Source organism: Pseudonocardia sp. ICBG601, from assembly GCF_020496245.1.
In genome coordinates, this window is the sequence record NZ_JAHLJA010000098.1 from 1 (window position 1) to 19,099 (window position 19,099).

Here is a 19,099-nt window from a genome sequence, read left to right on the forward strand (position 1 = left end):
GCCGGGCCCACAACACCAAGTCCGGGGTGGCCCACTACCTGGCCGGCGACGAGGCCGACGCGCTCGACTACGTCAAGCAGCTGCTGAGCTTCCTGCCGTCGAACAACCTGTCCGAGCCGCCGTCGTTCCCGCGAGCGAGCCCGTCGAGGGTCGATCGAGGACGGCATCATCGACTCCCCGACCGCGAGCTCGACACCCTCATCCCGGACTCGGCGAACACCCCGTACGACATCCGCGAGGTCATCAACCGGGTCGTCGACGACGAGGACTTCCTCGAGGTCCAGGAGCTCTGGGCGCCGAAACATCGTGATCGGGTACGCCCGCGTCGAGGGCCGCAGCGTCCGGCATCGTCGCGAACCAGCCGACCCAGTTCGCCGGCTGCCTCGACATCGACGCCTCGGAGAAGCCGCGCGGTTCGTGCGGACCTGCGACGCGTTCAACATCCCGGTCCTGACCTTCGTCGACGTGCCGGGCTTCCTGCCGGGCACCGAGCAGGAGTGGAACGGCATCATCCGCCGCGCGCCGAAGCTGATCTACGCCTACGCCGAGGCGACCGTCCCCAAGGTCACCGTGATCACCCGCAAGGCCTACGGCGGCGCCTACGACGTCATGGGCTCCAAGCACCTCGGCGCCGACGTCAACATCGCCTGGCCGACCGCGCAGATCGCGGTCACCGGCGCGCAGGGCGCGGTGTCGATCCTCTACCGCAAGGAGCTCAAGGGCCTGGAGGGCGACGAGCTCGCCGCCAAGCGCGCGGAGCTGCAGCAGACTACGAGGACACCCTCTGCAACCCCTACATCGCCGCCGACCGAGGCTACATCGACGCGGTCGTGCCGCCGTCGCACACCCGCGGCTACGTCGGCCGGGCGCTGCGGATGCTGTCCACCAAGCGGCAGCAGGGCCCGACCCGCAAGCACGGGAACATCCGCTCTGATGGGCGAGCCGCAGGAGACGCAGGAGTCGGCCGAGGCCACCCCGGAGGAGCGCCGCGCGCTGTTCCGGGTCGTACGGGGCACCCCGGACGCCCGCGAGCTCGCCGCGCTGACCGCCGTGGTCGCCGCGGCGGCGAGCGTCGGTGGGCCCCCGCCCCGCCGCGGACGCCGGACCTGTGGTCGCACCCCGCGGCCCAGCTCCGCGCCCCGCTGCACGCGGGCCCCGGCGCGTGGCGCGCCTCCGGCCTCCCCCGCTGACCCACCTACGCACCACCGGCCGACGCCCGGTCCCGGCACACCACGGTGCCCGGGCCGGGCGCGGTCCACCCCCGGGGTGGAGGGCGCGCGTCCACCCGGGATCGACCCCGGCGCCGACGCGACGACCGGCCCCGCGGAGAGATCGTTCTCCCCATGGACGCCACCTCCCTCGTCTCACGGTCGCGATCGTCGGCCTGGTCCTCTACAAGCAGTTCCGCGGCAGTTCGTCGGCGGATCACGGGACATGAAGCTCCCGCTCATCGTGATCGGCATCGGGGTGCTCACGCTCGCCCAGGCCCGTCCGGAGGTCACCGCGGCCGGGCTGGCGCTGCTCGCCGCCGAGCTGGTGCTGACGGCCGGGCTCGGGGTGCTGCGCGGGTACGCCTTCCGCCTCGGCACCCGCGACGGCTGGGCCTACCGCAGCGGCTCGGCCGCGTTCTGGTCGGCCTGGGTGCTGACCATCGGGGTGCGGGTCGGTGCCGGGGTGCCTCGGCGGGGCCGTCGCGGCGCCGGGCTGCTGCTCTCGACGTCGTCGGCGCTGGTCTTCGGCGGGAGCCTGCTGGTCCAGAGCCTGGTCCTGCGCCACCGGGTGGACGCGGCCGGGCTGCCGGTCCGGCCGGCCGAGCCGCGCCGTGCCCGCACGGTGGCCCTGACCGGCCCGCCCGGCCCGGCTGCTGTGTCAGAGTGAAACAGTGAGCACGCCCACCGCCCACGCGCCCCGTCGCGTCGAGGCCGACCGGTCGCCGCTGTTCGGGGTCCCCCGACGGGCTGCTGTCACTGGTGTGGTTGCCGATCGTGCTGTTCCTGCTGTATTGGTCGCCGGGCCAGCAGGTCTCGCCGCCCTGGCTCTACGCCGGGCTCGTCCCGGCCGTCGCCGGTGGGTGGCCTTCGCCCTCTACCGGGACATGCCGCCGGTCGCGACGGTGCTGACCAGCGTCGCGCTCGGCGGAGGCGGGATCGCCCTGATGGCCGGGTCCGACGGCTGGACCACCTCGGCGGCCTTCCCGATGCTGGCGGTGTTCGTGGCCGCGCTGCGGCTGCCCTACCGGGCCGCGCTGTTCGTCGACGTGCCGCTCATCGCCGCCACCACGATCGCCGTCGGTCCCTACGACTCCCTCTGGGAAGCGCTGCTGGTGGTCTCCGCGCTGACCGCGATGTGCTGTTCGGGCTCGGCCGCCGCGACTCGGCCCGGCGCGTCGAGGAGCACGAGCAGGCGCTCGTCGCCGACGCGAGGGCCCGCGAGGAGCACGCCCCGCCGAGGCCATCGCCGACCGCGCCCGGGTCGCCCGCGACGTCCACGACGTGCTGGCGCACTCGCTGTCCGCGCTGGCCGTCCAGCTCCAGGGCGCCCGGCTGATTGTGATGGCGCTGCGCGACGGCGCGCGCGCCGGACACGATCGCCCAGATCGAACGGGCCCAGCGGCTCGCCTCCGACGGGATCACCGAGGCCCGTCGCGCCGTGCGGGCGTCGCGCGAGGGCGAGGGACCGACGACGAGTCGGACTCGTCCGCCGAGGAGCTGCGCGAGCTCGGCCGGGCGCACCCGGACGCGACCGTCGAGGTCGCCGAGGGGGCTGCGGCTCGGCGCGCGGGAGGGCGAGACCGTGCTGCTGCGCACCGCCAGGAGGCGCTGTCCAACGCCCGAAGCACGCCCCCCACCCGGCCCCCCCCGTGACGGTGCACCTGCGCCGCGACGACGGCGACGGCGCCGAGCTGGAGGTCGTCGACGTCGCCGGGGTGCCGCCGGCGCCCGGTGACGGCGAGGGCTCCGGGCTGACCGGAATGCCGAGCGGGCGGCACTCGTCGGCGCCGAGAGGCTGAGACGGCCCCCACCCCCGACGGCTGGCGGGTCCGGCTCCGGCTGCCCGCCCGTTCCCCGGACCGCGAGAGGATCACGACGTGAGCGACCTGCGGGTGGTACTGGCAGACGACCAGCGGATCGTGCGCGACGGCCTCGCCACCGTCCTGGGCCTGCTCGACGGCATCGAGGTCGTCGGCACCGCCTCGGGCGGCGACGAGGCCCTCGCCCGGGTTCGCCGAGCTGGCCCCGGACGTGCTGCTCACCGACCTGCGGATGCCCGCGGGCGACGGCGTCTCCGCGACCCGCCGGGTCCGCGACGAGCACCCGGGCACCGCGTCGTCGTCGTGCTCACCACCTACGTCGACGACGACGCCGTGGTCGACGCGATCGCCGCGGGCGCCTCGGGCTGGCTGTCCAAGGACGCCGACGCCGAGGCCATGGCCGGGCCCTGCGCTCGGCCGCCGACGGCGTGTCCCACCGTCGACCCGGCGTGCTGTCCCGGCTGGTCGCCGCCCGCGCGACGACCGCCCCGCCGGCACCGGTCGACCCGCCCGACGGGCTCACTCCCGCGCGAGGTCGAGGTGCTCGGGCATCGCCGACGGGCTGTCCAACACCGAGATCGCGAGGCGGCTCGTGGTCGGCGAGGCGACGGTGAAGACCCACGTCAACCACCTGTTCGCCAAGACCGGGCTGCGCGACCGCGCCCAGGCCGTCGGCTACGCCTACCGCCACGGCCTGACCGGCCGCTGACCCGACACCCCCGTGTCCACACCCCCTGGCCGGTAGCCACACCCGTTGCAACGGGTGTGGGTGCCGGCCAGGGGTGTGGATGCCGACGGGGGTCGGGGTCAGTCGGAGGTGCCCGTGGTGGGGGGTGCGGGGGTGTGGCCGTGGCCATGTCCGTGCCGTGGCCGTGGCCGTGGCCCTGTTTGGGCGGCCACGCCCGCGCCGGGCATCGGGGCGGTGCCACCCAGCTGGATGTCGCCGGCCCGCAGCGACGTCGTGGTACTTGCCCTCGTGCGCCAGGATCGGCCGCTGGTCCCCGGCGATCTCCGGTACTTCTCCTCCAGCCGTCGCCGCTGGTCCCAGGTCCGGCGCATCGAGTCGATGTACTCGGAGTTGCCGTTGTAGACCCCGCGCCAGGTCTGGGGCATCTCCGTCCTGGGACAGGCCGGGGCTGGCCTGGCCGCCGAGCGCGAACCCGGCCGGGACCTTGCTCGTCGCGCCGTCGCCGCAGACCGGGCACGGCGGGGTGTGGGGGTCCGGACATGGACGCGAGGTGCTCGAAGCGGGCTCCGCACCCGCACCGGAAGACGTAGATCGGCATCGTGCCGCCTTCGGATCGGCGTCGCCGGGCGGCCCCGCGCGGGGACCGCCGGCGGACGGGGGTCACTCAGTTCTGGACGGACTTCGTGAGGATGTCGGCGATGTCGTCCTCGGTCGGGTCCGCGGGCAGGTCGCGAGCAGCCGCTGCTGCTTCATCGTGCCGGGGACCAGGTCCGGGCCGACGGGGGTCGGGTCAGTCGGAGGTGCCCGTGGTGGGGGGTGCGGGGGGTGTGGCCGTGGCCATGTCCGTGGCCGTGGCCGTGGCCGTGGCCCTGTTTGGCGGCCACGCCCGCGCCGGGATCGGGGCGGTGCCACCCAGATGGATGTCGCCGGCCCGCAGCGGGACGTCGTGGTACTTGCCTCGTGCGCCAGGATCGGCCGCTGGTCCCCGGCGATCTCCGGGTACTTCTCCTCCAGCCGTCGCCGCTGGTCCCAGGTCCGGCGCATCGAGTCGATGTACTCGGAGTTGCCGTTGTAGACCCCGCGCCAGGTCTGGGGCATCTCGTCCTTGGACAGGCCGGGGCTGGCCTGGCCGCCGAGCGCGAACCCGGCCGGGACCTTGCTCGTCGCGCCGTCGCCGCAGACCGGGCACGGCGGGGTGTGGGGGTCCGACATGGACGCGAGGTGCTCGAAGCGGGCTCCGCACCCGCACCGGAAGACGTAGATCGGCATCGTGCCGCCTTCGGATCGGCGTCCGCCGGCGGCCCCGCGCGGGACCGCCGGCGGACGGGGGTCACCAGTTCTGGACGGACTTCGTGAGGATGTCGGCGATGTCGTCCTCGGTCGGGGTCCGCGGGCAGGTCGCGAGCAGCCGCTGCTGCTTCATCGTGCCGGGGACCAGGTCCGGGACGTCGGCCTCGGTGTACCCGACGCCGCCGATGCCGTTCCGGATGCCGATGTCGCGCATCAGCCGGGTCAGCACCCCGGGCAGCTGCTCCCGCGGGTCGTTCACCCTGTCCGCCCGCGGGTCCATCAGCTCCGCCGCCTTCAGGTGCCGCTCCGGCGCAGAGTCGAAGGAGAACCGGAAGGCCTCCGGCGCCGTCAGCGACACCGACTCCCCGTGCGGCACCATCGCCTCGTCCTGCGGGTAGCCCTGCGGCCGGTAGTCCTTGACCATGCCCGCGATGGGGTAGGCGTTGGCGTGCGGGATGTGCACCCCGGAGTTGCCGAAGCCCATGCCCGCGAACGTCGCGGCCATCATCATGTCCGAACGGGCCTCGACGTCCTCGGCGCCGCGCTGCACCGCCGCCCGGAACGACTTCGCCAGCAACGACATCGCCTTCTCGCACCACAGGTCCGAGACCGGGTTGGAGCCGCAGTAGGTGACCCGCTCCTCGGGCTTCTTCCGGTCGAAGGTCGTGTAGTACCGCGCCGTGTAGCTCTCCAGCGCGTGGCAGGTGATGTCCATCCCGGCGGCCGCGGTGACCTGCGGCGGCAGCGTCATCGTCAGCAGCGGGTCGATGACGGCCAGGGTCGGCCGCAGCCGCCAGTGGCTGATCCCGGTCTTGACCTTCATCGACAGGATGTCCAGCACGCACATCGCGGTGGACTCCGAGCCGGTGCCCGCCGTCGTCGGGACGGCGATCAGCGGCTTGAGCTGCCCCGGCGGCACCTTGGCGTTGCCGATCGGCTTGTTGATGTAGTCCATCAGCTCGCCGGGGTGGCTGGTCAGCAGGTTGATGGCCTTGGCGGTGTCGATCGCCGACCCGCCCCCGACGGCGACGAAGCCGTCCCACGGGCCCTGCGCGCGGGCGTACTCGGTCGCCTTGTTCATCGAGTCGTCGGTCGGCTCGACGTGCACGCCGTCGAAGATCTCGGACTCGATGCCGTAGCGGGCCAGGTTGTCGGCCAGCCGCTGCGGGGCGCCGAGCGCGTTCACGCCCGGGTCGGTCACGATCAGGACCCGCGACACGTCGTAGGCCGACAGCTCGAAGCCGACCTCGTCGATCGCGCCCGCGCCGAACTTCAGCGGCGGCGCGCCCCAGGTGAAGATCGTCTCCTCGGTGAACTCCGGAACCTCGAACGTCATCAGGTGTACGACCCCTCGGGCGCCTTGCGCAGCTGGTGGATCTGCTCGGCGTCGTGGCCGAACACCATCTGCGCGTTCGTCCGTTCCTGGATGCCGCGCAGCTTCTCCACCGAGGAGAACCAGTCCTCCAGGTTGTTCACGATCGCCGCGGGGGCGGCCGGCGGGCCGTAGCTCTCGCCCATGTAGACCGCGTCCGAGGTGAAGATCATCGTGCCGGTGTCCGGGGAGGTCGACGCGCATCGACATGCACCCCGGGGTGTGCCCGGGGGTCTGGATCATGCTGACGCCGGGGAGCAGCTCGACGGCGCCGGAGACGATCTCCCAGTCGATGCCCTCGTAGTCGGCCTTGAGGTGGGCGCCGTTGAACGGGCCCTCGAAGCCGAGCGCGAACTCCTTCTCCTTGTCCGAGCAGATCATCTTCGCGTTGGTGTTCTTGAACATCTGGGCGTTGCCCGCGTGGTCGAAGTGCAGGTGCGAGAGCACCACGTAGTCGATCTCGTCGAGTCCGACGCCCATCTTGTGCAGCTGCTTGTCCAGGTACTCGTCGTCGGCGACCTGGTCGTAGGGGAAGAACTCCTGCAGACCGGTCGGCGCCCAGCGCGTCTCCCAGTCCGACGGGCAGCTGGTGTCCCACAGGAGCTTGCCCTCGTCGGTCTCGACGAGGACACAGTGCGTCGGCACCTCCACCCAGTCGATCGGGGAGTCCTTCTCGGACCGTGGCTTGATGCTGACACCGGGCTTGAGGAGCAGGAACGGGAGATTGGTGTGCATCGCCCCGCAGGGGATGACACTGAGCTTGTTCGCCGTGGCCATGAGGAGTCCCTTCGTCGATGGAGGGTTCTGGCAGTTCGTCGCCGGGCCAGTCTCGGGAAGCCGGGGTCGGGCGTCCATGGTCGTATGCGCCTGTCTTGATCGCAGGACATGGCGCGGACAGACATAGGGTCGGGCGCATGAAGCCGGCTCCGCCGTTCCCCGAGCCCAGCCAGGACGCGATCCTGCAGGCCGTCGGGCAGACGGCCGTGGACCTCGCGAACGTCGGCGACCGGGACGTCATGCTCGGCGCCGTCCTGCGCCGCACCCGGGCGCTGCTCGGCGCGGACATGGCCTACTTCAGCCTCAACGACCTGCACTCCGGTACGACCTACATCGAGCTGACCGACGGCGTCCGCACCCCGGAGTACCGCGCGATCCGGATGCCGTTCGGCACCGGGGTGCTCGGTCGCGCGGCGGCCGGCGCGGGCACCGTCGCGACCGCGGACTACCTGGCCGACCGGGCGCTCAACCACCTGTCCGGGATCGACACGATCGTGCGCGGCGAGGGTGTGCGGGCCATCGCGGGCGCCCCCATGCGCCTGGGCGGCCGGGTGGTCGGGGCGCTGCTGGTGGCCCACCGCGCGCCCCGGGTCCTCGGCCCGGCCGCGGAGGCGGCGCTGGAGCACATGGCCGTGCAGGCCGCCGTCGCACTCGAGCAGACCCGGCGCGGCGAGGAGATCCGCCGCCTGCGCACCACCCGCGACGACGGCTCGGCCCCCGGCGCCCGGCTGCGCCTGGAGCACCTCCTGCACCTCGACGAACGCCTGATGGGGGCGATGGCCGGCTCCACCGCCGAGGCGGCCGGGGTGTTCGCGGTGCTCGCCGAGTCGGTCGGGCACCCGCTCTCCCTGCACGACCCGTCCGGAGCGTTGCGCACGGGGCGGCGGCTGCTCACCCCCGAGGAGCTGGCCGGGTGGCGGCTGCGGGCGGCGGTCCGCACCTCCCAGCAGGCCGGCGGCGTCGCGATCGCGCACCTGCCCGGCGGTGGGACCTACGCGCTGCTCGCGATCACCACCGCGGGCGAGCACCTGGCGACGCTGGTCATGGAGGGCGCCGACGACGACGCCGTCGCCCGGCTGGCGCACGCCTCGGCGTTCATGACGGTCGCGCTGCTGGTCGAGCGGGCGCTGGCCGAGGCCGACGAGGCCGCCCAGACCACACTGGTCGAGGAGCTCGTCGACAGCCGGGTGCCGCCGCGGCCGACGCTGGGGAGCCGGCTCGCGCAGTACGGCATCTCCCCCGACGTCCCGGCGACGGTGCTGGTCGTCGACGTCGACCCGGCCGGTGCGGTGACCGCGGCGCGGGCGGTCCGGGGCCTGGACGGGGCGGGCCGCTGGCTGGTGTCGGTGCACGACGGGCACGTGTGCGTGATCGCCTCCGCCGGGACGACCGGTCCCGGCTGCGCGGGGACCGGGGCGGCCGCACTCGTCGCCGACGGGCTCGCTGCGGCCGGGACTCCGGTGCTCGTCGGCGCCGCGCACAGCCTCTCGGGCGGGCCGTCGGACCTGCGCCGGGCGCACACCGAGGCCGCCGACGTCGCCGCCGCGGCCCGCGCCCTGGGCCGCACCACCGGGCACGCGGACTTCGCCTCGCTCGGCGCGGTCGGCGCGGTGATCCGGGACCGGACCGGCACCACGTCGCGGGAGATCGTCGGGCGCCACCTCGGCCCCGTCCTCGACTACGACCGGCGCCGGCGGACCCGGCTGGCCGACACGCTGTGGCACTGGTTCGCCGCGGGCGAGCTGCTCGCCCCGGCCGCCGACGCGCTGTCGGTGCACCCGAACACCGTGCGCCAGCGCCTCGAACGCGTCGACGACCTGCTGGGCCCGGACTGGCGCACCCCGGAGGGGCGGTTCCACCTGCACCTGGCGCTGCGCCTGCACCGGGTCGCCGGGCCGGACCGCAGCGCCGACCCGGCGACGGACCACGGCGCCGCGACGGCGGGCCGGTAGCGTCTGCCGGCGTGCGTCTGGTTCTGGCCTCCGCCTCCCCCGCCCGCCTGTCGGTCCTGCGCGCCGCCGGGGCCGACCCCGCCGTGGAGGTCTCCGACGTCGACGAGGACGCCCTGCTCGCCGCGCACCCCGACGCCGACCCCGCGGCCGTGGTGACGCTGCTGGCCGCGGCCAAGGCCGCCGCCGTCGCCGAGCGGCTGACCGGTGACTGCGTGGTCGTGGGCTGCGACTCGATGCTGCTCGTCGGCGGCGAGCTGGTCGGCAAGCCGCACGACCCGGAGACGGCGCGGCGGCGGTGGAAGGCCATGGCCGGGCGCACCGGGGAGCTGCTGACCGGGCACGCGGTGCTGCGCCTGGCCGACGGCGCGGTCGCCCAGGAGGCCGAGGGTCACGCCGGCACCGGGGTGCGCTTCGCCGAGCCGACCGACGCCGAGCTGGAGGCCTACCTCGCCACCGGCGAGCCGCTGGCGGTCGCGGGTGCGTTCACCCTCGACGGGCTGGGCGGCTGGTTCGTCGAGGGCATCGACGGCGACCCGTCCAACGTGATCGGGATCAGCCTGCCGCTGCTGCGCCGCCTGCTGGGCGCGGTCGGGGTGTCGGTCGTCGACCTCTGGGCGCCGCGCGGCTGACCGGTGTGTGGGTGTCGGGGCACGTGGTTACCCTGCGGCCATGACTGTCGGACACGACCCCGACCCGAAGCTCGCCGAGTACGCCCACCCCGAGCGCCTGGTCACCACCGCCTGGCTGGCGGAGCATCTGGACGACCCCGGGCTGGTGGTCGTGGAGTCGGACGAGGACGTCCTGCTCTACGACACCGGGCACATCCCCGGCGCGGTGAAGGTCGACTGGCACACCGAGCTCAACGACCCGGTCACCCGGGACTACGTCGACGGCACCCGCTTCGCCGAGATCATGTCCGAGCGCGGCATCGGCCGGGACACCACGATCGTCGTCTACGGCGACCGGAACAACTGGTGGGCCGCCTACGCGCTGTGGGTGTTCTCCCTGTTCGGCCACGCCGACGTGCGACTGCTCGACGGCGGCCGGTCCAAGTGGGTCGCCGAGGGCCGCGAGATGGTCACCGACAAGCCCACCCCGGCCCGGGCCGACTACCCGGTCGTCGAGCGTGACGACTCCGGCATCCGCGCCTTCAAGGACGACGTCCTCGCCCACCTGGGCAAGCCGCTGGTCGACGTGCGGTCCCCGCAGGAGTACACCGGCGAGAAGCTGCACATGCCGGACTACCCGCAGGAGGGCGCGGTCCGCGGTGGGCACATCCCGGGCGCCGCGAGCGTCCCGTGGGCCCGCGCCGCCGCCGAGGACGGCTCGTTCCGCAGCCGTGCCGAGCTGTCGGCCATCTACGAGCAGGAGCAGGGGCTGTCGGCCACCGACGACGTCGTCGCCTACTGCCGGATCGGCGAGCGTTCCAGCCACACCTGGTTCGTGCTGACCCACCTGCTGGGCTTCGACCGGGTCCGCAACTACGACGGCAGCTGGACCGAGTGGGGCAACGCCGTGCGCGTGCCGATCGTGCAGGGACAGGAGCGCGGGTCCGCGTGAGCGGCGATCCCGGCACACTGCCCCCCGACCTGGCCGAGCTGGTCGAGGACTTCGCCGCGGTCGGCCCGAAGGACCGTCTCCAGCTGCTGCTGGAGCTGTCCCAGGAGCTGCCGGACCTGCCCGAGCGCTACGCCGACACCGCGGACACCATGGAGCAGGTCCACGAGTGCCAGTCGCCGCTGTTCCTCGCGGTCGAGGTGGCGGGCACCCCGGGCGACCCGCCCAGCGAGCGGCCGGTCCACCTGTTCTTCTCCGCGCCGAAGGAGGCGCCGACCACCCGCGGGTTCGCCTCGATCATGGTGACCGGGCTCGACGGGCAGCCCGCCGCGACGGTCCTGGCCGTCCCGGACGACTTCTACACCGACCTCGGCCTCGCCGAGGCCGTCAGCCCGCTGCGGCTGCGTGGCATCGCCGCGATGCTGGCGCGCATCAAGAACCAGGTGCGGGCCGCCACCGGCTGAGGCCCCACGAGTTCACTCCAGCGACAGCCGGGGTCACCGTCGGTGACCCCGGCTGTCCCCGTGCGCGGACCTTCCTCAAGTCCACCTCAAATCGGTCACTCTCCAGGGGTGAGCGGGCGCACACTGCTTCGAACGACGAAGTGTCGCTCACCGCAGGGGGTGGTGGAGATGGGCACGAACCTCACCGGGGACACCTGGGGCATCCCGGGCCAGACCTTCCTGGTCCTCTACGTCGTCGCGCTGGTCCTGGTGTCCGGGATCGTGCTGCGCCGGCGGCGGGCGATCGCGCAGGGGGATCCGCGCGTCGCCGGCACCCTCGACAGCAGACCCGAGGACGTCGCGTACCTCAACGGCGGGCCCGAGCTGGCCGTGTACGCGGCCCTGTCGGCCATGCACGTCGACGGCAGCCTGGTCACCTCCGGCCGCACCACGGGCCAGGTACGGGCGGGCCGGGTCCCCGGGCACGGCGCGTCGGCGCTGCAGCGCGCGATCCACCGCTGCGCGCAGCGCCTGACCCCGGGCCGGATGCTGGGCACCCACGAGCCGGTCCGCACCGAGCTGACCCGGGCCGCCCAGCGGCTGGAGACCGCGGGGCTGCTGCTGTCCCCTGCCGACCGGGCCCGCTATCGGGCGACCGCCTGGCCGGTCGGGGCGCTCGCCCTCGTCGGTGCGGTCCGGATCGCCGCCGGGCTGGGCGGCGGGCGCCCGGTCGGGTTCCTGCTGGTGCTCGTGGCCGCCACCGCGGTGTTCGCGGTGGTCCTCGCGACGCAGGTGCCCGCCCGGACCCGGGCCGGGGACGCCGCGCTCGCCGCCGTGCGGTCCCGCCACGACGCGCTGTCGCCGTCGATGCGCCCGGACTGGACGGCCGTCGGGCCCGCCGCGGCCGCGCTGTCGGTCGGGGCGTTCGGAGTGGGCGCGATGCTGGCCGCCGAGCCTGCCTTCGCCGAGGAGCTCGCCGCGCAGAAGCTCGGCACGCTCGGCGGGGCGCCCGCCGCGACCGGGGGCGGCTCCTCCGACGGCGGGGGCGCCGTCGGCTGGTCCGACAGCGACAGCGGTGGCGGGAGCAGCTGCGGCGGAGGCGGCGGGAGCAGCTGCGGCGGGGGCGGCTGCGGCGGCTGAGCCCGCGGGGGAACCGGATCTGCCGTCCCCGCAGCTGCACCGTGGGGGGTGTGAAGCTGCGGGGACGGCTCGTACGGCGGAGGTGACCGGATGACGGGTGTCCCGGGCGGAACCGGGGTCGGCTGGCGCAGCGGCATCGCGGCCGTCCTCGACGACGTCGACGGCCTCGCCTTCCACGAGGTCGTCGCCGAGTCGCTGCACCCCGACGCGGTCCCGGCGTCGCTGCTGCGCAGGCCGGTCGTCGTGCACGGGGTGCGGCTGTCGCCCGGCTCCCCCGAGGGCGTCGACCCGGGGCGGGTCGCCCACCTCGCGGCCTGCGACGCCGCGACGGGTGCGGCACTGGTCAGCGAGCACATCGCGTTCACCCGGGCGGGCGGGGTCGAGGCCGGGCACCTGCTGCCGCTCCCCCGCAGCCGGGAGGCGCTCGACGTGCTCGTCGCGAACGTGGCGGCGACCCGGCCGGAACTGGACGTCCCGCTGGCGCTGGAGCCGATCGCGGCGCTGTTCGACTGGCCCGACGACGAGTTCGACGAGGCGGAGTTCCTGCACCGGCTGCACGACAGGACCGGGGCGCCGCTGCTGCTCGATGTCGCGAACACCTACGTCAACGCCCGCAACCGGGGCCGCGACCCGCGGGCCGACGTCGACGCGCTGCTCGCCGGGCTGCCGCCGGGGGCGGTGGCCTACTGCCACGTCGCCGGGCACGCCGCCGACGCGACGGGGCTGCCGCACGACACCCACACCGACCCCGTCCCGGACGCGGTGCTGGCGCTGCTGACCCACACCGTGGCGCAGCTGCCGGTGCCACCGCCGGTGATGCTGGAGCGCGACGGCCGCTACCCGCCCGCCGCGGAACTGCGCGCGGAGCTGGACGCAGTGGCGGCCGCGGCCGGGCACGCGTCGCCGTGCCGGACGGGTGAGGACTCCCGCCACGGGGCCGGGCCGGTGACCGCGCCCGCCGCGGACGGGACGGGCACGACGTGAGCGGGGACCTCGCGCAACGGCAGGCCGAGCTGGTAGCGGCGCTCGTCGCGGGCGGGGCGAACCCGGCCGGGTTCGACGAGGCGCGGCTGGCCGCGGCCCGGGCCGCCCTGCTGCGCAAGCGGGCCGGGCTCGTCGCCGCGGCGTGGCCGCTGCTCGCCGTCGACGCCGGGGCGGACTGGCAGGCCCGGTTCGCCGCCCGCTTCGACGGTGTCGCCCCCTACGGCGCCCAGCGGGAGGGCTGGGACCTGGCCCGCGAGCTGGCGGCCGCAGGTCGGCTCGGTGCGGGCGCCCGACGTGAGCTGGCCGCGCGCGAGGCGGCGCTGCACTACGACGGCCGGACCACCCCGCGGCCCCGCAGCCGGGTCGCACGGTGGTGGCACCGGTCACGCCTTGACCGATCACGACCGGGGTCGCGGGGCTCGGACGGGTGAGGGCGTTGCCATCACCACATTCCCCACCGGTAATTTCCCGGCCCTCGGCTCCTACACTCCCCGGTAACCCTGCGCCGGAGCATCGGGCCGGCGCCGTGACCGGAGGAGTTCGACCGTGCCCGCACTGCGCAAAGTGCTCGTCGCCAACCGGGGAGAGATCGCCGTACGCGTGATCCGAGCAGCGAAGGACGCGGGACTGGAGAGCGTCGCCGTCTACGCCGACCCGGACCGGGACGCGATGTTCGTGCGTCTCGCCGACGAGGCCTTCGCGCTGGGCGGCTCCACCGCCGCCGAGTCCTACCTCGACATCGAGAAGGTCATCGGGGCCGCGAAGCAGTCCGGCGCCGACGCGATCCACCCCGGCTACGGCTTCCTGTCGGAGAACGCCGACTTCGCCCAGGCCGTGATCGACGCCGGCCTCACCTGGATCGGCCCGTCGCCGCAGTCGATCCGCGACCTCGGCGACAAGGTGACCGCGCGGCACATCGCCCTGAAGGCCGGCGCCCCGCTGGTGCCCGGCACCAAGGACCCGGTCAAGGACGCGGACGAGGTCATCGCCTTCGCCGACGAGCACGGCCTGCCGGTCGCGATCAAGGCCGCCTTCGGTGGTGGCGGGCGCGGCATGAAGGTCGCCCGCGAGCGCTCCGAGATCGCCGAGCTGTACGAGTCCGCGGTCCGCGAGGCCACCGCCGCGTTCGGTCGCGGCGAGTGCTTCGTCGAGCGCTACCTGGACAAGCCGCGCCACGTCGAGACCCAGGTGCTGGCCGACCAGCACGGCAACGTGGTCGTCGTCGGGACGCGTGACTGCTCGCTGCAGCGCCGCTTCCAGAAGCTGGTCGAGGAGGCGCCCGCGCCGTTCCTGACCGACGAGCAGCGCACGACCCTGTACGAGGCCTCGAAGGCGATCTGCAAGGAGGCCGGCTACTACGGCGCCGGCACCGTCGAGTTCCTCATCGGCCAGGACGGCATGATCACCTTCCTGGAGGTGAACACCCGGCTGCAGGTCGAACACCCGGTCTCGGAGGAGACCACCGGGATCGACCTGGTCCGCCAGATGTTCCGGATCGCCGAGGGCCAGGAGCTGGACTTTGACGGCGACCCTGAGCCGCGCGGGCACGCCATCGAGTTCCGCATCAACGGCGAGGCCGCCGGGCGGAACTTCCTGCCGGCGCCGGGCACCGTCGAGCGGATCTGGTACCCGGCCGGGCCGGGCGTGCGGATGGACGCGGGCGTCGAGGACGGCTCGGTCATCGGCGGCCAGTTCGACTCGCTGCTGGCGAAGCTGATCGTGTGGGGCAGCGACCGGCAGCAGGCGCTGCAGCGGGCCCGGCGCGCGCTCGCCGAGTTCAAGGTCGAGGGCATGGCGACCGTGCTCGAGTTCCACCGTCTCGTCGTCGAGGACCCGGCCTACGCCGCCGAGACCCTCGAGGACTTCACCGTGCACACCCGCTGGATCGAGACCGAGTGGAACAACACCGTTCCGCCGTTCGAGGGCGGTGCGGGTGCCGAGGACACCTCCGGCGAGCGGCAGACCGTCGTCGTCGAGGTCGGCGGGCGACGCCTGGAGGTCTCGCTGCCCGGCGACCTCGCCCTCGGCGGAGGCGGCAACGGCGGTAGCCCGGCCAAGGCGGCCCCGCGCAAGCGCGGCGGCAAGGGCGGCGGCGGGGCGAAGGCCTCGGGCGACGCCGTCACCGCGCCGATGCAGGGCACGATCATCAAGGTCGCGGTCTCCGAGGGCGACACCGTCGAGGTGGGGGACCTGATCGTCGTCCTCGAGGCGATGAAGATGGAGAACCCGGTCACCGCGACGAAGGCCGGCACCGTGACCGGCCTGGACGCGGAGCAGGGCTCCTCGGTCACCCAGGGCACCGTGATCTGCGAGATCAAGGACTGACGCGGTGCCCGTCCCGGTGCTCGACCCGGTCGAGATCAACGCCGGGGCCTGGTACCTGCGCGGGCTGCGGCACGACGGCCGGGTGGACGACCGCCCGGCCGTCGCCGCGTCCTGCCGGGACCCGGAGATCCGGCGCTGGCGCAACCGGCCCGACCCCGCGGCCCCGGACTTCGACGCACAGGTGACCGCGCACGTCGCCGACCGGATCGACGGCTGGGCCCGCGGCACCCGCTGCGCCTGGGCCGTCGCCGAGCCGACGACCGGGGAGATGCTCGGCGAGATCACCCTGGAGCACCTCGACCTGGCCCACGGCACCGCGGAGCTGCGCTGCTGGACGCTGCCCGCCGCCCGCGGACGCGGCCTGGCCCGCACCGCGGCCGGGGCTGTCGTGCGCTTCGCCTTCGGCGGGCTCGGACTGCACCGCGTCACCTGGTGCCACGCCGAGCCGAACCGGGCCTCCGCCGCCGTCGCCGCGGCGCTGGGGTTCGTGCCGGAGGGCCGGCTGCGGGAGGCGTGGACCGTCGACGGCGAGCGGGTCGACGTCGTCGTGCTGGGGCGGCTGGCGGACGAGGGCTGAGGCGGTCCGGCACGCTCACCCTCCGCGGTCCGTGGCGACGGGGCCGTGGCGACGGGCGGTGCCGAGCGGGTCACGGCCCGTTGACCGGCACGCCCGGCCGTTCTAGCGTCCTCGGTGTGTCGCGCACGCCGTCCGGCGCCCGCGGCATGCACCGAGCAGTACCCACGACAACTCCACAGCCGACCCGTGTGCCCGATCCACGGGGCCCGGAACTACCGCCACGCGGAGTACCGCGCCGCGGATCCGCTCACCACGCAGGCCCTGCCGCGCCGTGAGCCGTCCCAGTTCGACCGAGACGTCACAGGATCCGTCATGCCCCCAGAGTTCGACCCCGCGTCGCCGACGTTCCACGTCACGACGCACGTCCACACCGACGGCCCGATCCCGGGCCCGCACTCCCTGCTCACCCTGACCTCCTCCGCGTACGGCGCGGGCGGGGTCCTGATCGGCACCTTCACCGCCAACCTCCGGGAGCTCCCGGGGGCCACCCTGCACCCGACCGCGCTGGCGACCTGGCGCACCCGGGCGGAGGACTGGCTCCTCACCCGGCGGGCCTCGCGCCCACCGGGCCAGGTCTCGAACGAGTACGCCGCCTGGGTCACCGACCTGGGCGGACGCGCGTTGTTCGTCACCGCCCCGGAGGACCCGGACCACCTGTTCGTCTACTGGTACCTGCAGCGTTTCGCAGGCCGGTGGCCGTTCGCGGGGACCGTTCCCGCCCACGACGGGACACCACGGCCCTGGGCCCCACCGCCGTGCCCGCTCCGCGGGTGCGCTCCGGTCGAGGTCCCGGCCCCGGCCGAGGTGACGGCGGCCTGACCGCGACGCACACCCCCGTCCGCACCGGTACCCACCGACCGCGGACGGGGGTGTCGTCGTGTGCGGGCTTCGCGATCGCGACCGGTCCCCGCCGAATCCCCGCGGCGACGACCGTGCCGGCCTAGCGTGTGCCCGTCCGTGATCCGCCCGTCCGCACCGGAGGCCGACGTGCCCGACATCTCCCCGGACCTGCGCGTCGACCCGGCGGCCCCGGCCGGGGCGGCGGAGGCGCTCGACCGGGCCGCGTCCCGGCTGGCCGTCGCGCTGCGCACCCTCGACGCCGACGCCCGCCGGGTCGAGCCCTGGCTCGGTGACCCGGCCAGCGCCGAGGCCGCCGCCCGCTACGCCGTCCACGCCGCGGACGGCCCGGACGCGGCGATCGGCCGGCTGCGCACGGTGCACGCGGAGCTGCTGCTGCGGGCACGCGACGCGGCCGCCGCCACCGGTCGCGCCTACACCCGCACCGAGGAGTCGACGACGGACGCGCTGAACGGCGGCGCCCGGTGACCGCGCCGCGCTGGGCGGGGCTCGGCCACGCCGATATCGCCGCGATGGTGGCGGCCGGTCCGGGCCCCTCGGCGTCGGCCGGGGCGGAACGGGCGTGGCGCGACGCCGCGGCCGCACTCGCCGACGTCCACCGCGAGCTGTCCGGCCAGGTCCGCGGCCTGCCGGGGGGGATGGTCCGGCACGGCCGCGGACGGCGTCACCGTGGCGCTCGGGACCCTCGACGGATGGGTCGTCTCCGCCACCGCCGACGCCGAGCGCACCGCCGACGCACTCGCCACCCAGGCCGGGCTCGCCGCGGACCTGCGGGCCCGGATGCCGGCCGCCGCGGCCCCGACACCGCCGGAGACCGCACCCGTGGGCCCGGCCCTGCTCGACGACTGGGCGGCCGCCGACCTCGCCGCGGGCAACTCGGCCGGTCGGGCCGCGGAGCTCATGATCCGCTACGACGACGACACCCACGCCACCGGCGCACCGTGGACCGGCTGGGGCGCGGCCCCGGTCGTGACCCACGACGGCACCGCGGCCGACTCCCCCGCCGTCCCGGCCCCGCCCCCCGGCGGGCCCCCGCACGGCACCGGCGGCGCCGGCGGCGACGCGGGTCCGGTCCCGGTGGACGGCGCGGGGTCGGGGACGACGGTGTTCGCGGGGATCGGCTTCGGCGGGCTCACGGCGGCGGTGCTGACCGGGAACGGACGGGCCGGGGTGCCCGGTGCGCGACCGATCGACGTCGGCGGGCCCTCCGCCGGGCGGGACCCCGCGGACGCCACCGCGACCGACGACCCCCGCACCCCCGCCACGGACCCCGCACCCGGGACCGGTGACCCCGGGGCCGCTCCGGCGTCCCCGGCGGGCGACGCCGGCACCCCGGGCGACCGCGGTGGCCCCGACGACGGCGGCACGGCCGTGACCGCCGCGGTGCTCGCGGGCGGGGCGCTCGGTGGCGCCGGGATCCTGATCGGCGCCACGATCCGTCGGGAACGGCAGGCCCGGGACGGGCGGAGCCCCTCCGGCGACGGCGACACCACCGGCCGCGGGACGCCACCCGGCAGCGCCGCCGACCACGGGGCACCGCCCGGCAGCGCCACACCGCCCGGTGACGGCACCCCACCACCCAGTGGCGGCACTCCGCCCGGTGACGGCACTCCGCCCCTGAGGACGCACCACGTACGGGCGACACACCGCACCCTGACGACACCCGGGACCGACCGGGCGACACGACGACCAGCGGAGCCGAGCACCGCCCGCCGTCCGGCGGCGCGACGACCAGCGGCACCCGCGCCCCCACGGCGTGCCGGCGACGGGTGCCGCGGGCGGGGTGCCGCCGTCGACGCACGCCGGCCCCGTCCCGGACGCCACCGGCGATCCCGCCCCACACGGCGCGACGCCCACCGGGCCCGACGACCCCACGGCCGGCGGCGGCGCGCCGGACCGGCCCACGACCGACGGCCCGACCCCCGGGAGCGCGGCGGGCGCCCAGCCCACCGGCCCCGACACCACGCACCCGCACGTCACCGAGCCCCGCATCGCAGACCACCGCATCGCCGACCATCGCATCGCCGACCACGCCGTCACCCCGCATGCCCCGCCCCCGCAGGGCCCCCGGGCCCGGCCCACCACGCCGTCACCACCGGCGACCT

18 protein-coding genes and 6 pseudogenes are annotated in these 19,099 nt (G+C 75.2%); 20 read left to right on the forward strand and 4 right to left on the reverse strand.

The window, feature by feature from the left end; translation table 11 throughout:
- Positions 1-26: 26 nt before the first annotated feature.
- From KPL57_RS72675 to KPL57_RS25315, 7 genes and pseudogenes are all read left to right on the forward strand, one after another.
- Positions 27-239 (forward strand): annotated as a pseudogene (locus KPL57_RS72675) (carboxyl transferase domain-containing protein); the annotation flags it as partial.
- Positions 240-306: 67 nt separating this feature from the next.
- Positions 307-866: pseudogene (locus KPL57_RS72680) on the forward strand (carboxyl transferase domain-containing protein); the annotation flags it as partial.
- A gap of 67 nt (positions 867-933) precedes the next feature.
- Entirely contained in the window at positions 934-1,878 is a 945-nt protein-coding gene (locus KPL57_RS70190) for an acyl-CoA carboxylase epsilon subunit (RefSeq protein ID WP_308252997.1), read from the forward strand.
- A gap of 92 nt (positions 1,879-1,970) precedes the next feature.
- Entirely contained in the window at positions 1,971-2,120 is a 150-nt protein-coding gene (locus tag KPL57_RS25300; protein ID WP_226353433.1) for a hypothetical protein, read from the forward strand.
- Positions 2,121-2,453: 333 nt separating this feature from the next.
- Positions 2,454-2,864 carry a histidine kinase gene (locus KPL57_RS25305; RefSeq protein WP_226353446.1) on the forward strand — a complete coding sequence of 137 codons (411 nt, stop codon included), beginning with the start codon at positions 2,454-2,456 and terminating at the stop codon, positions 2,862-2,864.
- Entirely contained in the window at positions 2,861-3,010 is a 150-nt protein-coding gene (locus tag KPL57_RS25310; RefSeq protein ID WP_226353434.1) for a hypothetical protein, read from the forward strand. The genes KPL57_RS25305 and KPL57_RS25310 overlap by 4 nt, the downstream gene beginning before the upstream one ends.
- Before the next feature lie 78 nt (positions 3,011-3,088).
- Positions 3,089-3,740 (forward strand): annotated as a pseudogene (locus KPL57_RS25315) (response regulator).
- Between the two features lie 98 nt (positions 3,741-3,838).
- On the opposite strand, the gene KPL57_RS25320 reads toward KPL57_RS25315, so the two are convergent.
- The gene (locus KPL57_RS25320; RefSeq protein ID WP_226353436.1) at positions 3,839-4,144 is read right to left on the reverse strand and encodes a hypothetical protein; all 306 of its coding nucleotides are present in this window, start codon (positions 4,142-4,144) and stop codon (positions 3,839-3,841) included.
- A 491-nt stretch (positions 4,145-4,635) separates the two neighbouring features.
- Between KPL57_RS25320 and KPL57_RS25325 the strand changes: the two genes are divergently transcribed.
- Positions 4,636-4,794 (forward strand): hypothetical protein, encoded by a 159-nt coding sequence (locus KPL57_RS25325; protein WP_226353448.1) that lies wholly within the window; start codon positions 4,636-4,638, stop codon positions 4,792-4,794.
- Between the two features lie 62 nt (positions 4,795-4,856).
- Here the strand turns inward: KPL57_RS25325 and KPL57_RS72685 are convergent.
- The 3 genes and pseudogenes from KPL57_RS72685 to KPL57_RS25340 all read right to left on the reverse strand — a co-directional run.
- Positions 4,857-4,988: pseudogene (locus tag KPL57_RS72685) on the reverse strand (zinc ribbon domain-containing protein); the annotation flags it as partial.
- 61 nt (positions 4,989-5,049) lie between these two features.
- Positions 5,050-6,345, reverse strand: a complete 1,296-nt coding sequence (locus KPL57_RS25335) for a hydroxyacid-oxoacid transhydrogenase (RefSeq protein WP_226353447.1) — start codon at positions 6,343-6,345, stop codon at positions 5,050-5,052.
- Between the two features lie 273 nt (positions 6,346-6,618).
- Positions 6,619-7,236 (reverse strand): annotated as a pseudogene (locus KPL57_RS25340) (MBL fold metallo-hydrolase); the annotation flags it as partial.
- 59 nt (positions 7,237-7,295) lie between these two features.
- Between KPL57_RS25340 and KPL57_RS25345 the strand changes: the two are divergent.
- The 12 genes and pseudogenes from KPL57_RS25345 to KPL57_RS25400 all read left to right on the forward strand — a co-directional run.
- Entirely contained in the window at positions 7,296-9,110 is a 1,815-nt protein-coding gene (locus tag KPL57_RS25345) for a helix-turn-helix domain-containing protein (RefSeq protein WP_226353437.1), read from the forward strand.
- Between the two features lie 11 nt (positions 9,111-9,121).
- Entirely contained in the window at positions 9,122-9,739 is a 618-nt protein-coding gene (locus KPL57_RS25350) for a nucleoside triphosphate pyrophosphatase (protein WP_226353438.1), read from the forward strand.
- A gap of 40 nt (positions 9,740-9,779) precedes the next feature.
- Positions 9,780-10,670 (forward strand): sulfurtransferase, encoded by an 891-nt coding sequence (locus tag KPL57_RS25355; RefSeq protein ID WP_226353439.1) that lies wholly within the window; start codon positions 9,780-9,782, stop codon positions 10,668-10,670.
- Positions 10,667-11,131 (forward strand): SufE family protein, encoded by a 465-nt coding sequence (locus tag KPL57_RS25360; protein WP_020622450.1) that lies wholly within the window; start codon positions 10,667-10,669, stop codon positions 11,129-11,131. Before KPL57_RS25355 ends, KPL57_RS25360 begins: the two co-directional genes overlap by 4 nt.
- Positions 11,132-11,299: 168 nt before the next feature.
- The gene (locus KPL57_RS25365; RefSeq protein WP_226353440.1) at positions 11,300-12,250 is read left to right on the forward strand and encodes a TIGR04222 domain-containing membrane protein; all 951 of its coding nucleotides are present in this window, start codon (positions 11,300-11,302) and stop codon (positions 12,248-12,250) included.
- 90 nt (positions 12,251-12,340) lie between these two features.
- A complete protein-coding gene (locus KPL57_RS25370) occupies positions 12,341-13,234 on the forward strand; it encodes a DUF692 family multinuclear iron-containing protein (RefSeq protein WP_226353441.1) in 894 nt (297 codons plus the stop codon).
- Positions 13,231-13,665: a hypothetical protein gene (locus KPL57_RS25375; RefSeq protein ID WP_226353442.1), complete on the forward strand. Its 435-nt coding sequence runs from the start codon at positions 13,231-13,233 to the stop codon at positions 13,663-13,665. Before KPL57_RS25370 ends, KPL57_RS25375 begins: the two co-directional genes overlap by 4 nt.
- A 115-nt stretch (positions 13,666-13,780) precedes the next feature.
- Entirely contained in the window at positions 13,781-15,559 is a 1,779-nt protein-coding gene (locus tag KPL57_RS25380; protein WP_226353443.1) for an acetyl/propionyl/methylcrotonyl-CoA carboxylase subunit alpha, read from the forward strand.
- 4 nt (positions 15,560-15,563) lie between these two features.
- Complete coding sequence (locus tag KPL57_RS25385) at positions 15,564-16,136, forward strand: GNAT family N-acetyltransferase (RefSeq protein WP_226353444.1); 573 nt, start codon at positions 15,564-15,566, stop codon at positions 16,134-16,136.
- A gap of 312 nt (positions 16,137-16,448) precedes the next feature.
- Positions 16,449-16,955, forward strand: a complete 507-nt coding sequence (locus tag KPL57_RS25390; RefSeq protein WP_051050033.1) for a hypothetical protein — start codon at positions 16,449-16,451, stop codon at positions 16,953-16,955.
- 138 nt (positions 16,956-17,093) lie between these two features.
- Positions 17,094-17,462 carry a hypothetical protein gene (locus KPL57_RS25395; RefSeq protein WP_226353445.1) on the forward strand — a complete coding sequence of 123 codons (369 nt, stop codon included), beginning with the start codon at positions 17,094-17,096 and terminating at the stop codon, positions 17,460-17,462.
- A 201-nt stretch (positions 17,463-17,663) separates the two neighbouring features.
- A pseudogene (locus tag KPL57_RS25400) lies at positions 17,664-19,099 on the forward strand (hypothetical protein); the annotation flags it as partial.

What these genes read in the sequence shown, in the direction of transcription:
- KPL57_RS70190 (WP_308252997.1), top strand. Translation starts at nt 934, where the DNA reads ATGGGCGAGCCGCAGGAGACGCAGGAGTCGGCCGAGGCCACCCCGGAG.
- KPL57_RS25320 (WP_226353436.1), bottom strand. Translation starts at nt 4,144, where the DNA reads ATGCCCCAGACCTGGCGCGGGGTCTACAACGGCAACTCCGAGTACATC.
- KPL57_RS25325 (WP_226353448.1), top strand. Translation starts at nt 4,636, where the DNA reads ATGGATGTCGCCGGCCCGCAGCGGGACGTCGTGGTACTTGCCTCGTGC.
- KPL57_RS25335 (WP_226353447.1), bottom strand. Translation starts at nt 6,345, where the DNA reads ATGACGTTCGAGGTTCCGGAGTTCACCGAGGAGACGATCTTCACCTGG.
- KPL57_RS25345 (WP_226353437.1), top strand. Translation starts at nt 7,296, where the DNA reads ATGAAGCCGGCTCCGCCGTTCCCCGAGCCCAGCCAGGACGCGATCCTG.
- KPL57_RS25355 (WP_226353439.1), top strand. Translation starts at nt 9,780, where the DNA reads ATGACTGTCGGACACGACCCCGACCCGAAGCTCGCCGAGTACGCCCAC.
- KPL57_RS25365 (WP_226353440.1), top strand. Translation starts at nt 11,300, where the DNA reads ATGGGCACGAACCTCACCGGGGACACCTGGGGCATCCCGGGCCAGACC.
- KPL57_RS25370 (WP_226353441.1), top strand. Translation starts at nt 12,341, where the DNA reads ATGACGGGTGTCCCGGGCGGAACCGGGGTCGGCTGGCGCAGCGGCATC.
- KPL57_RS25390 (WP_051050033.1), top strand. Translation starts at nt 16,449, where the DNA reads ATGCCCCCAGAGTTCGACCCCGCGTCGCCGACGTTCCACGTCACGACG.